Origin of the sequence: Vibrio sp. Isolate32 (assembly GCF_022397955.1) — a bacterium.
Classification (GTDB): domain Bacteria; phylum Pseudomonadota; class Gammaproteobacteria; order Enterobacterales; family Vibrionaceae; genus Vibrio.
Window position 1 is genome coordinate 1 of sequence record NZ_JAKEUQ010000055.1, and the last position, 13158, is coordinate 13158.

A 13158-nucleotide genomic window follows, 5' to 3' on the forward strand; every position below is an offset into this window, starting at 1 on the left:
CTAACCAGCAAGTGAATTCGTTCGGTGTCATTTCTGTATTGGAACGCACCTTTTTATTTGCATAAACGCAAACTTGAATCACTTTCTTGGCCAAATCTACACCTGCAACTGTCTTCATCATGTTGAACTCCGAATATTTCTCTAGCAACCATTACGAGGCTGCGACTTATGAGGAGGGGAGTCCAATTATCTACTTTAGGTTTTTCGCGAAGTAGGTGGCGGCCTTTTTTACGATATCTAGCTCTTCAGYTTGCTCAGCCAATTGTCTTTTGAGTTTGGCCACTTCAGCGGCTAGATCTTTTTCTCGCTGACTGGTGCTGGTGTCGCTCTTAACTGCCTTACGCCAACCATAGATCTGGGATTCGTGTAATGACAGTTGCCTCGCTGCCGCAGCTACTCCGACTTTCTCTGCTAGCTTCAGGGCTTCTGCTTTAAATTCAGGGGAATGGATAATACGTTTTTTCTTGCTTGTCATGGTTCACCTCGTTAGTGATTGTACTCACTTAACTCGATGTCCAAAACTGCTGGTGCGGATCANGGCTAGATCTTTTTCTCGCTGACTGGTGCTGGTGTCGCTCTTAACTGCCTTACGCCAACCATAGATCTGGGATTCGTGTAATGACAGTTGCCTCGCTGCCGCAGCTACTCCGACTTTCTCTGCTAGCTTCAGGGCTTCTGCTTTAAATTCAGGGGAATGGATAATACGTTTTTTCTTGCTTGTCATGGTTCACCTCGTTAGTGATTGTACTCACTTAACTCGATGTCCAAAACTGCTGGTGCGGATCATCACTTCGGCAACCAGAATCGTAAACACTACGGCAAAGAAGGCGACCAAACCGTACCAAGGGCTAGTGAAATCGACTTTGTCACCAAATAGAATGCTGATCGCTTCTAGCATCACAAACTTTGAACCCACCAGAATTACGTAGCTAGGCAAGCCTCTGTAGATCTTAGGTGCAGTCCCCGGTTTAGATTTGAAGTAATCCGCAAGTTTATGTTCCAAGCCGATAGACAGTTTGAGCAACAGCCGCAGAAAAATCGCAGCGGCGAATGAGATGGTGAATGACTCGATATGTAATTTGGATTTGTATGTGTCGTAAAATGGTAAACATCTTAGTGAAAACTTAGGCATCATAGTCATTCGCCCATCACCAGAGCAAACTATGAACAAGTTAAGTTATGACCGAAAAATGCAGCTATACGTGGTATCTGCACTTGTCATCAATTTAGCATTTAGCTTGTGGTTGCTGAGTAATGCACCTACGACGGCCATGGTTTTTTCGGTGTGTGCGTTGTTTTTACTTAGCACTCTCATTACCGCACGCCTTTATCGACATGAAATGGCTCAAAGCAAGAGTAACTTGTCGGAAGCGATCATTGATGGTGTCGCAGGCTTTACCGTTCTCGATAGTCAATTGAGGGTCATACAAGTTAATCAACAGTTCTCTCGGGTATCAGGTTATGCGTTTGACCAAGTTGAATCTCGCCCTATTTCAGACCTTTGTTTCATGAACAATAACATCCTGATATCAAGCATCGCAGATTCGCTTAAGCAGAATTGTCGCTGGAAAGGGGAGCTGAGTGGAGTCAGTCGCTTGGGTGAGCATTTCACGGTCAATGTGGTGGTAGAGAAAATCAAAGATTTACTGCCACAAAGTGAAAAGTATGTCGTTACTTTTACCGATATTAGTCGTCGTAAAATCTTAGAACGTCGCCTAAGAATACTGGTGGAAACTGACTCTCTTACAGGGTGTTGGAACCGACGCCGCTTCGATAAATACCTCAATCATTATTCAAATCTAGCAGAGCGCTATGGTTGCAAACACTCTTGCTTAGCATTAGTCGACTTAGATAACTTTAAAACTATGAGCGACACGCATGGTCATGACCAAGGTGATGATGTACTCAAAGATGTGGCTGAACTACTGCGAAACAACAGTCGTGATACTGATATTGTAGCTCGTATTGGCGGTGAAGAGTTCGCTGTTTTAATGCCAGAAACGAACCTTGAAGATACATTTGAAGCCATGTATCGATTAAAAGAAGCGATTGCTAAAGGCACAAGCTTGAACCTAACCGTGAGCAGCGGAGTGTGTGAAATACATACGCAGGCAGAAGTAACATACCGAAGTGCTGATAGAGCGCTTTACCGCGCCAAAGAAAATGGCCGCAATAGGGTATGTAGCTCCAGCTCGGGCTATCTATCGCCTATCGTTATTGGGTAGCCGATATTATAGTAAGAGCTCTCTATACCTTGAGCTGCGGCCCAAGGCACAGAAAGGTTTTTAACCCGATATTGAACGCTGATAAATTTTTGGTGTTAACCCAGATACACGTTTAAAAGCTCTAGAGAAGTGGGAGATGTTGGTGTAACCCAACTGACTAGAGATATAAGTCAGAGTATGCCCTTCTTCCATTAGTTCACAGGCTACAGAGAACATCAGGTTCTCTTTAATTTTTCGATAGGTAGTGTTTTCGTTTTTAAGCTTTCGTTGAAAGGTTCTAACCGAGAAATTAAGCAGCTCCGCCGCCTCTTCAAGCGAGAGGTCTTGCTCTTTCATATAGGGTTGGAGCAGTTCATAAACGCTATCGGTAAAGCTGGTGTGCCATTCAACGATAGCGGGCTTATTACTTAAGTCTTTAGCTGTGAGGCGAATAGGTAGCTGTAGGATTTCATCTGGGATCATGACTGCGGTTGAACTGTGGTCGATGAACAACTGGCAGTGACTTGGAACTAAGGTTTTGACGATGTCGGTATCATGGCCTTGCAAGCGAATTTTGGTTGGTTGCCAAGGTGACTGAGACAAAATCGTGATCAACTCAATAATGTAGGTGATGGCAAACACTTCTCCCCACTGGAACATGGATGAAGGCTCGTCTCGAGATGTTCTGCAAAACCAGCTTTGTCCATGTTCCACAACGAAGTCGACACTACTACCGGGTGAGTCGTAAGAGAAAATGGTATTGATGTGCTTTAACGCGTCACCAATGGTTTCGAAATCGGTAAATTGATGCAAGACGTATGGGATGATTCTTCGCCTAAAAGCAAGCCTCAGAACATCCGTGAATCGAGATACGCCAAGCTGTGAAGAGGTCAGGTAAATGAGTCGTTTGATCGATTCTGACGGTACAAAATCGCTTTCTGACTCAATAAGGTCAGACGGTAGACCAGAGTCTTCGAGCAGCCAGTGGAGATCCAATCCATAGTCAGTAAACATCTGCACGAGGATCTTGGCGTAACTGGTTTGTATTACTGGTACTTGATAGGAGCTATTGGCCATGATCAATCAATCCTTGTGTATTGATACATAATTGAACGTGCATATCATTTACGACACTTTGTTTAGTAAATCTAACTCTAATTACTTGAGTTTTCCATGGTCGTGTTTATTAATAAGATTATTAATTTTGTTGATTTTAGTTATTTAGAAGGGAGTCCCATGTCAGAAGTCGAAGGGAACAAGCAAGACGTAAAAGAAGAAAGCGCCCAGCCGGAACAGGGCAAAGATAAAGTGAGAAAGGTAACCAATTATCTACTTGCTTTCGTCGCATTTACACTGTTGTTCAGCATCATTGCAGATCGAATTATTCCGATTACCGATAACGCTCGTGTTAAAGGTTACATTGTTCCTGTTAAGCCTGAGGTATCAGGCAAAGTATTGGACATTTTGGTTCAGCCCAATCAACTGGTTAATCAAGGCGACACCTTAGCCATTCTCGATGACTCTGATTACCGAATAGCGGTACAGCAAGCCGAGCAGAATCTAGAAATTGCAGGGCAAAATGTCGGGGCTCAAACCGCAAGTATCGCTTCTGCCCAAGCTAAGCTCACTTCTGCTTTGGTTGAGAAGCAAAATACTCAGCTTCAGGCCAAGCGTATCTTGGAGATGGCAGACAAAGGTGTGGTTTCCAAGTCGGATGCAGACGAAGCTCGAGCGGCTTTGGCAACAGCGCGAGCTAACGTGACGAATGCTGAAGCAGATTTTGAACGCGCGAAGCAACAAATGGGTAAAGAGGGCGAAGAGAACAGCCAAGTGAAAGCAGCGTTACTGGCGTTGGAACAAGCTCAACTTAACCTTGAACGCACTGTTATTAAAGCACCAACACAAGGTGGTGTGTCTAATTTCAGCTTGTCGGAAGGCGTTTATGCTTCCGCAGGTCAAGCGATCATGACGTTTGTTTCGACGGAAGATATCTGGATCGAAGCTTACTACCGTGAAAATAGCTTAGGTAATGTCACGGTTGGCGATGAAGTGGAAGTGGCTCTAGATTTTGCTCCGGGTCGAATCGTGAAAGGTCGTGTAAGCAGCATTGATTGGGGGGTCGATTGGGGACAAAACGATCAAGCAGGTAAACTTGCTCAGGCGAGTCAACAAACTGGCTGGTTGCGCCAAACTCAAATGCTGCCAATTACTATCGAATTTGAACGAGATGCGATGCAAGGCATGCTGCGTGTTGGTGGTCAGGCGGATGTGATTGTTTACAGCGGCGATAACTTTGTTTTCAACGCAATCGGCAAACTTTGGATTCGATTTATAAGTGTATTGTCTTATGTCCGATAAGCCCGCACTCGATCAACAAACACAGCAACGGATCCTGCGGTATACCGTCGGGGTCACGTTAGCTGTCTTTTTAGCTGCATGGATTAACTGGCCGCTGGCATTCGTGGCGCCAGTGTTCACGGCTAAGTTTTTAATCGATAAACCAAACCTGCATAAAGAAACTGTCTACGAACTGTTGTTGGCGGTGGTTGCTACTATGGCGTTGGGTTTATTGCTGTCTCGTGGGATAACCCATTATCCAATCCCTCTGTTGATTTTGGTGGGATTAATGATGTTGTGGGGTTACTACTTATTCGTAGACCCTAAATGGAACCTATTTGCTACCGTTTTGTTGATTGCTGTGTTGATGTTGCCATTTATGGCGATTGATAACCCTGGTGTCTCAGTATTACTGGCATCTGGCTTGGCGGCATCGGGTGTGGTTTCAGTGATGATCTTTGCGTTAGTCCACGTGTTTTTCCCAGAACCTAAATCTGAATTCTCAGGGTTTGCAGCAGCGCCACTCGAAAAGAGACAGCGTTGGTATGCGGCATTTCGGGCTATGATTATCTCTTATCCAGTGGTGTGTTTTTTCTTTATTTTTCAAATCTCTGAAGCGTTACTGACAATGATGTTTATTGCGCTGCTATCGTTAATGATTACGTCAGAGAAATCGATAAAGTTAAGTGCCTTTTTGGTGATCAGTAACGGTATTGGAGGCTTGTTGGCGATTGCGGCATTCTCGATTCTTTCGATTGTTCCTAACATTGTCTTCTATTCTTTGTTTATTGGTCTTGTTGCGATTCTTATGGCGACCAAGATCTATACCGTTCCAGAAAAAGCGCCGATCTTTGCTACTGCATTTAGCACCTTATTGGTACTTGTTGGGAGCACATTGATGAGCTCTGGCGATATTGATAGCAACACTTTTATTCGCATATTCCAGTTAGTGTTAATTGGAATTTATATGATTTTGGCTTCGCTTTTCCTCGAGACTAGGAATTGGAAGTTCTTACAAAATCAGCCTTAATTTTTTTGCCTGAATTTTAAGTTCAATTTTATGTTATTACTTTTTTAACCACCACACTTAGAATAACAGCTTGGTTGGCGTGGGCATTCTCCACCTCTGGAGCAGATAAGTCTCGCCTCTGTCTCTATCCCACGTTCAATCCAATTTATATTTAGAATTTTGGCTATGGTCGTGAGATCTTTCTTGATGTTACGCGGTATTGCTACAGAGCCGCCATTGTTGACGCATGACGCCTTAAGCTGCTCTGCTATGTCTCTTGAATTACCGCCTTGAGCATCAATCGCAGGGTTGAGATCTATACCAGCACACAACACACGATTGTTACCAGCAGGATCCGTCATATTGATGGATTCACAGCAGTAGATTCTTGGCTCATCGCCCACATTCAAAATGGAGATTTGAGCCGAGCTTCCGGCTCGAGGTTCTGATAATCGACGGAACACAGCCCAATGTTGACATGGATCAGCGACCGTTCTCATATTTCCCCAAGGCAGCGGAATCCCGTTCCCGCGATATACCGCCTTGAGTTTCCCCGGCCCATAAGCATCAAAGTAGTGCCAGTGAGGGTAGGGCGATACTACCGTCATTCGACGCATCGCAACAGAGGGGGAAACCCCTGCTCTTTTGTGAACGTCGATTTCATAACCAGTACGGTCGAGTAACTGTCTAAATGGGACTTTCGGGCATAGTAGCGCTCCAGCAAAGAAGCTAGATTCAAAGTCTCGCCATGCTTGAAGAATATCTTGGGAGTTGAGTTGTGAAGATCCTGATATTTGATTGTCGTCCCATGTGTTGTTGTTACCGACCGACAACACACTCTTTAGGCCTTCTTTACTGTGCAGAATGCAATGGCCGATATAAACCGAGAGGTCATATTTCAGACGAGTCGGATACTCTTTAAGAATCTCGTTTAAGAAGATAGTACCGGGAGGCTCAAAGAAGGAGGTCACCAACTGCTTGGCGTTAATTCCGAGCTCATCAACAACGTCTTGCGGTGTGCGCGTAACCCAACGGATGTTAATCCCTAGACTTCTAGCGATATCTATGAGGTCTTCTACGCTAAGGTTAAGCCGCTTTAAGCCGACTTCCTCCGCAGCGCGCTCAAGGTCAGGAAAGTGGTTCTGATTGCTCTCTTGGTGCGCTCGAATCAAGAGGTGGGCAAACTGGCGGCCTGAAATCCCCGTTTGTGAAAGCATTTCAGGAATGGCAATTTGCAGGATGTCGTTGGAGAAAAGGAAGCTAGGCTCAAGCGCCATGCCACTTATCCCGCCACGATTCCCCTTGTCAGGAGCAATGGCTTGTTGTTCAGACTCGTCGTCAAGGAACCACGTAGGATTCTTCTGAAAGACCTGTGCAATCACTTCCAGCATATCGATGCTTGGAACCCGCTTTCCACGTTCAATCATTGAGAGGTAAGAAACGGAAGGGGCATATTCTGGGTTGATTCTAATACAACGCGCAGACAGATCTTCCATCGTTAAATGGTTACGTTTTCTTAGGTTACGTATTTTTGTACCTAGGAAATGTGACTGACGAACTAAACTTTTTGACAAGGCCATATTTGTAAAATTCACATTGTAAAATTTTTGTTGTGAAATTGTATATAAAAAAGCGATAATCTACAAACTAAGCAATTCACAAAATGACAAATAAATTAAACGTTAGTTTGGAATGATTGCTCTAGGACACATTTTTTCTGTAGAAATTGGTGGTTATCACCAGACTGGTCACGAGGGAAAGACTATGAATATGCTTACATTCGATAAAACAGAAATCCAAAAACAATCTAAGCCATTTATCGCTGAAGCTGTCTTTGCCGTGGAGACAATCAGTGCAAACCAGCAAAATGAGAAGCAAGTGAAAGCAAAGCAACTGCTTGACCGTCTATTTCCTCTTGAGCATGGCTCTCACCAAGATGTAACGAGCTACGTAGTCGATTACCGTCATATCATGGCTTATTTCAAAGACGGACAACACAGCGGACTAAAACACCCTAAGCACTTTGTAGCTTACATGGGTGAGAAGAGCGACCCTGACTCAATTTTGTTCCGTGATGGTAGCGGAAGCCATTTAGAAGTGATGTTTGGTTGCCACAAAGGCACTGGCTGCATTGAACTGGTAGAGATTGATGATATCCAACTGGAATCGTGCACGACATTCGGTCAAGCTGCAGCTGAATCAACGAATACGACTTTACACCAAGAAACTATTGCTGCGATGCGCCACTGGATCAGCCTGGTTAAAGGCGATGAAAAGGGTAAACCAAAGGCGTGCAGTGAAGATAAAGAATTTAGAGCAAAAAGTGGAGAGGACTACTGTCTTAACTACTGTTTCCAAATTTAAAGCCTAGTTATCAGCGCTCTGAGCCAAGGGTACAGTAACCAACAAAAAGCCCCAAAGGCAACGCATTTGGGCTTTCTAATTTCAATAAATATTCACCACGCGTATTTGTCTGAAATAGCCAGGCTAATGATTGCTTTTAAAGAGGCATAACGCGATTACGGCCAAGTGTTTTGGCTTCGTAAAGCAGCTTATCTGCGCGTTCAATCAATGAGTGTGGTGACTCTCCAGGTTCGAGTTCAGCCACGCCAAAAGAGGCGGTAATATTTCTGACCTGTTCACCACTGCGACGGTCTTTAATCGACAGTTTTTCTAACGAACGACGGTTAGTGTCAGCTAGCTGGCGTGCGATGCGTACTGATTTATTGGGCACAATTAGTGCAAACTCTTCACCGCCAAAGCGATAAGCAGAAATGCCTTCATGACAACTTAGCTTGAGCTTACGAGCGATGCCTTTAAGAACCATGTCGCCAAACAGGTGACCATAGGTGTCGTTGAAACTCTTAAAATGGTCGATGTCGAGAAGAATCAAACACAGAGGTTGGTTCGCTTCGCAGAGCGTTTCTAAATCGCGGTCGAAAGAGCGACGGTTGTATAGGGTGGTGGTGCTGTCAAACAGTGCGTCTTTCTGTACTTCAACAAGCTGGCTTTTGAGCTTAGAGATTTCAGAGGTCGCAGAGTTGAGCTGAGAATTCAAGAATTGAGTAGAATGACGAATATTTCGAGACTCAGAAACAAGCTGACGTACTAGAGACATCACCTCGTCGATAGAGAGGCTTTCATTTTCGACGTGAGACAGATCTTCAAAGCTTTTATCGATCATATCTGAGAAAGCCGAAGTATCCGTCAGCGTGTCATTCATAGAATTTGATACTTCAGATACCAACAGCTCTAAGTTAGTGCGTAGGTCATTGATATTGGTTTCTGATTTGCTGGCAACGTAATTGTTGTAAAGCTGTTCACCAAAAGCCGGAGGGCAGATGCCATAATGCTCCAGCACGCCATCCATCTCTTTAGTCAGTTGCGGAATCGCATTATCGACATAGGTGTACCAAAGGGCGTAATTTGCAGGTGTGGTAGACACCCTGTTCTTCATCATAAGAGGCACCGCTTTTTTTAGATTAGCGGTGGATTTCTGAAATTCGTCTTTGTTCATTATTTTACTGGAGGTATCAAACCAACTAAAGCCACTTTTGGACAAGGTTAGCGGATTTCTACGTGCTTTGCTTTAAAAATTATATAATTAATGGATGACGGTTGAATAAAGCACTTATTTTTATTGTGAATATCGATTGTGTACTTATGCTGGCTATCTAATGAATTGTTCTTTAACCATATTTGGGGTTATTCACTTTGCAACAGTGATGTCGATATGAGCGCTGAAGCTAGGCAATGATTTCCAGAAAATGACGCTTTAAGTGGATAAGAAAAAGTGAGGTTGTTTGCAGTAGGGTGGCTAGGTATTTTAGAGTGTGGTAGAGAAAGTGATCAGCGGTAAGAGAGTATAGAAAACTTTTCGACAGATACAAAAAAGCGCCGATAAAAATCAGCGCTTTAAAATTCTTTTTAGCTAAATGCTAATTATTGAGCAACAACGTTTGCTGCTTGTAAGCCTTTTTGACCGTTTTCAACTTCGAAAGAAACCTTTTGGCCTTCTTTCAGAGTTTTGAAACCTTCAGAAACGATAGCACGGAAGTGAACGAATACGTCAGCGCCGCCGTTGTCTTGAGAAATGAAGCCGAAACCTTTCTCTTCGTTAAACCATTTTACAGTGCCAGTATTTGTGTTAGACATAATTTGTCCCTTATTCATAAATTTTCTAAATTGTTGATTGCATTCAATGCAATGCGCTGATAATTGAATTATTTAATATTGCTAAGAAATAAGGAAAAACTACTTACAAAAACGGGTAACGATTTTACATGTCAATTTTTTACTATTCATCTAACTTAAATAACTCCGGCTAACAGAGCAGGTGTATGTTAACACAGTCTTTCGACATGTACACACATTGATTGCGAAATCAGTGTTTTTTTGTCCTACCGTGCGAATCCACAAAAAACACACTTACATAGTGATAGTTATGCCACTTAGAACAACACAAAAAGGAAACATCTCACCTTCCTTTTATTCAATTATAATTATAGACGATTTTAGCGCTTAAAGCTTATATCTTCCGTTATATCTAGATTGATTTTTGTCCTTGCTGGCTGAGTCTCTGCGATCACTTTACCGTTACGCACTGAGTACTGCACTGGTACTTGGCGACGTATTGCGTCAAAGCCATCGTCAGCAGGAAGAATCAGTAGGCTACCTGGTTTACCTTCTTCGATACCGAAGTTGTCTTGGATGTTCAATGTGCGAGCAGAGTTTTTGCTGATCAAATCAAGCGAGTTGTTGATTTGGTCGTAGCCCATAACCTGTGTTACGTGCAGTCCCATGTGCAGAACTTGAAGCATGTTCGCTGTACCCAGTGGGTACCAAGGGTCAAACACATCATCGTGGCCAAAACAAACGTTGATGTTTGTTGCTAGCATCTCTTTCACACGAGTCACGCCACGGCGTTTCGGGTAATCATCGAAACGACCTTGTAAGTGAATGTTCACTAACGGGTTTGCAACGAAGTTAATGCCAGACATTTTCAACAGGCGGAATAGGCGAGATGCGTAAGCACCATTGTAAGAGCCCATCGCTGTTGTATGGCTTGCTGTTACCTTTTCACCCATTTCGAACTTGTGAGCTAGGGCTGCAAGTGTCTCAACAAAACGAGATTGCTCGTCATCGATTTCATCACAGTGAACGTCGATCAAGCAGTCGTATTTACGCGCAAGTTCAAATACATAGTGTAATGATTCAACACCGTATTCACGAGTGAACTCAAAGTGTGGAATAGCACCGATAACATCAGCACCGATCTTCACAGCTTCTTCTAGAAGTTCTTTACCGTTCGGGTAAGAAAGAATACCTTCTTGAGGGAATGCGACGATTTGGATGTCGACCCATTCTTTCATCTCTTCACGCACTTCAACCATCGCTTTTAGCGCGACTAACGTTGGATCAGACACGTCTACGTGAGTACGAACGTGTTGTACGCCGTTGGCAATTTGCCATTTCAGAGTTTGCTTCGCACGTGACTTAACGTCTTCAATTGAAAGCAGTTCTTTACGCTCAGCCCAGCGCTCAATACCTTCAAATAAGGTACCAGAGATATTCCAGTTAGGCTCACCAGCTGTCTGAGTTGTGTCTAGGTGAATGTGCGGTTCACAGAAAGGAGAAACCGCAATGCCGCCTTCTGCATCAAGAGTTTCGCCCTGATGGTTGATTTGCGCGTCATTATCGAGAATGCGAGAAAATTGACCATTTTCAATCAGAATCTGTTTCAAGCCTTCTTGGTCTTGAAGTTTCGCGTTCTTGATTAATAAGGTTGTCATAGTGTGTCCTTAAGCGGCCTGAGATTTCAAAGCTTTTTTGTTCAATAGAGGATTAAGCACGAGGTAACTGATTGCACCACCTAACACAGCGTTCAAAGGAACAACGCCAGGTAGGAAGTGACCAGCGGCTACGCCTGTTACTACCGAGATAATGCCAGTCCAGTTTACGGTTTGGAACTCTGCATTTACAAAATCTTTGTAACGCTGACGGTTCGCGAAGAAGTCGGCGATGATTACGCCACCAATTGGTGGAATCGCTAGAGAAAGGAAGGTTAGCCAACCAACGAAGTTGTTGTACAACCAAAGCGCGAAAATCGTACCGATAATACCGTTAATGATAGACATCGTAGTACTTGAGCGACCAGTAATGTTAGATAGACCAAGACCTGATGCGTAAAGTGCGTTTTCGTTAGTCGTCCAGATGTTTAAACCTAGTACGATAATTGCCGGAAGTAGAAGACCTTGTGCGATCATGACATCCGAAATGTCAGCTTGGCCTGTTGCGGCTGCACCGGCTGCACCGAAGATAAACATCAGTGAGTTCCCGATGAAAAATGCGACCATAGTAATGAGTACCGCACTTGCTGGTTTCTTACCGAAGCGCACGAAGTCAGCCGTTAATGTACCTGCACTAACAAATGAACCCACAACCATCGCTAGAGCAACAGAGAAGTCCATTGGCGTTTCTGGCTTGATGAGTTGTAGCTGTTCTAAACCACCCACACTGTCTACTGCTGTCAGCACTGAGTAACCGCCTAGAATTGCGATAGCAGGAACGGCAACCGCTGAAAGTACCATTAGCGCTTTGATACCGAAGTACACGGTACCTGTCATTAACAAGCCCGATACGATTATTAGGGTATTGGTATCAATGCCCGTCGCTTTTTGTACTGGAATTGCGAACATTGCCACACCTACGCCAAACCAACCGACTTGTGTGCCGCCAAGCAGAGCAGAAGGGAGCCATGAGCCTTTGATACCAAAAGAGAAACGAGCTAGAAGGTGAGTAGAGAGGCCAGTAGATGAGCCGATGTAGCCAAGAAAAGAAGTGTAAATACCGAGGATTAGGTTACCGATGAGAACGGCGAGGAAGAAATCGTTGAATGAAAGACCTGTCCCGAGTGAACCACCTGTCCACATACTTGCAGAGAAGAAAGTGAGTCCAAGCATTACCATGGTGAGTGAAGCAACTCCTTTCCTAGCCGATGTTGGAACCGGTCCTAGACTGTAGTTATTATCAGCCGCCATTTTTTAACCTCCGCAAATGATCAAATTAAAATTAACGGTCGCCATATTGCAGGCAAACGTGCGCATTATGGTGATATAAGTCACGTAGTCAATGCTGAATTTGCCAATAGTCAGTCATTAAAACCAGTTTTTTATAATATTTACATATAAAACATAAGGTTATTTTCTACGTTTATTTTAAAAAAAATAAATAGAAAACGTTTTCTATAACACATTGGTTATCTGCTGTTCTTGGTTGGCTATGAATATTGATTATTATACGTTTGAATGGGTGTCTGTATGGAAAAGGAGAGCGGTTTGCCAAGCTGAAGGCAAAAAAATGGTTCATCGCGGATTAGCGGGAACTAAAAACAAAAAAAAACGGTAGTAAGTGATAGGGTTTAGTCGCCAAACAAAAATCATACACAAACTACCGTTTCCATGCCGAATCATACTTTCCTATCTTCATTCTGGGAAGGCTTTAAAATAGTAAAGTCTCACCAGACAGCATCACTTATTACCCTGACTCTTAAACCTAACTCTGAGGCGAAATGCCCTTGTGGTCTTGAGGCCGAGGCTATCCATGAGT

The 13158-nt window shown here is 43.7% G+C and carries 11 protein-coding genes and 3 pseudogenes; 4 read left to right on the forward strand and 10 right to left on the reverse strand.

Going from position 1 to position 13158, the window contains the following annotated elements:
* The 4 genes and pseudogenes from L1D11_RS21870 to L1D11_RS21885 all read right to left on the reverse strand — a co-directional run.
* Positions 1-121: pseudogene (locus tag L1D11_RS21870) on the reverse strand (IS110 family transposase); the annotation flags it as partial.
* A gap of 4 nt (positions 122-125) precedes the next feature.
* Positions 126-475, reverse strand: a pseudogene (locus L1D11_RS21875) (transposase); the annotation flags it as partial.
* Between the two features lie 63 nt (positions 476-538).
* Positions 539-724, reverse strand: a pseudogene (locus L1D11_RS21880) (transposase); the annotation flags it as partial.
* A 24-nt stretch (positions 725-748) separates the two neighbouring features.
* Entirely contained in the window at positions 749-1141 is a 393-nt protein-coding gene (locus tag L1D11_RS21885; protein WP_239862795.1) for a hypothetical protein, read from the reverse strand.
* A 22-nt stretch (positions 1142-1163) separates the two neighbouring features.
* Here L1D11_RS21885 and L1D11_RS21890 point away from each other — a divergent pair, with 22 nt between their 5' ends.
* On the forward strand, positions 1164-2225 hold the full coding sequence (locus L1D11_RS21890) for a sensor domain-containing diguanylate cyclase (protein ID WP_239834384.1): 1062 nt from the start codon (positions 1164-1166) through the stop codon (positions 2223-2225).
* Between the two features lie 60 nt (positions 2226-2285).
* Here the strand turns inward: L1D11_RS21890 and L1D11_RS21895 are convergent, their stop codons facing one another.
* Positions 2286-3281 carry a helix-turn-helix domain-containing protein gene (locus L1D11_RS21895; protein WP_239834385.1) on the reverse strand — a complete coding sequence of 332 codons (996 nt, stop codon included), beginning with the start codon at positions 3279-3281 and terminating at the stop codon, positions 2286-2288.
* 159 nt (positions 3282-3440) lie between these two features.
* Here L1D11_RS21895 and L1D11_RS21900 point away from each other — a divergent pair, with 159 nt between their 5' ends.
* Together L1D11_RS21900 and L1D11_RS21905 are read left to right on the forward strand one after the other, a co-directional pair.
* Positions 3441-4562: an HlyD family secretion protein gene (locus L1D11_RS21900; RefSeq protein WP_239834386.1), complete on the forward strand. Its 1122-nt coding sequence runs from the start codon at positions 3441-3443 to the stop codon at positions 4560-4562.
* The gene (locus L1D11_RS21905) at positions 4552-5571 is read left to right on the forward strand and encodes a DUF2955 domain-containing protein (protein ID WP_239834387.1); all 1020 of its coding nucleotides are present in this window, start codon (positions 4552-4554) and stop codon (positions 5569-5571) included. The genes L1D11_RS21900 and L1D11_RS21905 overlap by 11 nt, the downstream gene beginning before the upstream one ends.
* A gap of 44 nt (positions 5572-5615) precedes the next feature.
* Here the strand turns inward: L1D11_RS21905 and L1D11_RS21910 are convergent, their stop codons facing one another.
* Positions 5616-7145, reverse strand: a complete 1530-nt coding sequence (locus tag L1D11_RS21910) for a DUF3612 domain-containing protein (protein ID WP_345772759.1) — start codon at positions 7143-7145, stop codon at positions 5616-5618.
* Positions 7146-7314: 169 nt separating this feature from the next.
* Here L1D11_RS21910 and L1D11_RS21915 point away from each other — a divergent pair, with 169 nt between their 5' ends.
* On the forward strand, positions 7315-7914 hold the full coding sequence (locus L1D11_RS21915; protein ID WP_239834388.1) for a hypothetical protein: 600 nt from the start codon (positions 7315-7317) through the stop codon (positions 7912-7914).
* 136 nt (positions 7915-8050) lie between these two features.
* On the opposite strand, the gene L1D11_RS21920 is transcribed toward L1D11_RS21915, so the two are convergent.
* The 4 genes from L1D11_RS21920 to codB form a co-directional block, all read right to left on the reverse strand.
* Complete coding sequence (locus tag L1D11_RS21920) at positions 8051-9067, reverse strand: GGDEF domain-containing protein (RefSeq protein ID WP_239834389.1); 1017 nt, start codon at positions 9065-9067, stop codon at positions 8051-8053.
* Between the two features lie 425 nt (positions 9068-9492).
* Complete coding sequence (locus tag L1D11_RS21925) at positions 9493-9705, reverse strand: cold-shock protein (RefSeq protein WP_004740083.1); 213 nt, start codon at positions 9703-9705, stop codon at positions 9493-9495.
* A 359-nt stretch (positions 9706-10064) separates the two neighbouring features.
* The gene (locus L1D11_RS21930; RefSeq protein WP_239834780.1) at positions 10065-11342 is read right to left on the reverse strand and encodes a cytosine deaminase; all 1278 of its coding nucleotides are present in this window, start codon (positions 11340-11342) and stop codon (positions 10065-10067) included.
* Between the two features lie 9 nt (positions 11343-11351).
* Positions 11352-12590, reverse strand: coding sequence for a cytosine permease (gene codB / locus L1D11_RS21935; RefSeq protein WP_239834779.1), 1239 nt, complete (start codon positions 12588-12590; stop codon positions 11352-11354).
* Positions 12591-13158 lie beyond the last annotated feature (568 nt).

Bases quoted from the DNA above. Each gene is read 5' to 3' on its own strand.
- L1D11_RS21885 (WP_239862795.1), bottom strand. From the start codon at position 1,141: ATGACTATGATGCCTAAGTTTTCACTAAGATGTTTACCATTTTACGAC.
- L1D11_RS21890 (WP_239834384.1), top strand. From the start codon at position 1,164: ATGAACAAGTTAAGTTATGACCGAAAAATGCAGCTATACGTGGTATCT.
- L1D11_RS21895 (WP_239834385.1), bottom strand. From the start codon at position 3,281: ATGGCCAATAGCTCCTATCAAGTACCAGTAATACAAACCAGTTACGCC.
- L1D11_RS21900 (WP_239834386.1), top strand. From the start codon at position 3,441: ATGTCAGAAGTCGAAGGGAACAAGCAAGACGTAAAAGAAGAAAGCGCC.
- L1D11_RS21905 (WP_239834387.1), top strand. From the start codon at position 4,552: ATGTCCGATAAGCCCGCACTCGATCAACAAACACAGCAACGGATCCTG.
- L1D11_RS21915 (WP_239834388.1), top strand. From the start codon at position 7,315: ATGAATATGCTTACATTCGATAAAACAGAAATCCAAAAACAATCTAAG.
- L1D11_RS21920 (WP_239834389.1), bottom strand. From the start codon at position 9,067: ATGAACAAAGACGAATTTCAGAAATCCACCGCTAATCTAAAAAAAGCG.
- L1D11_RS21925 (WP_004740083.1), bottom strand. From the start codon at position 9,705: ATGTCTAACACAAATACTGGCACTGTAAAATGGTTTAACGAAGAGAAA.
- L1D11_RS21930 (WP_239834780.1), bottom strand. From the start codon at position 11,342: ATGACAACCTTATTAATCAAGAACGCGAAACTTCAAGACCAAGAAGGC.
- codB (WP_239834779.1), bottom strand. From the start codon at position 12,590: ATGGCGGCTGATAATAACTACAGTCTAGGACCGGTTCCAACATCGGCT.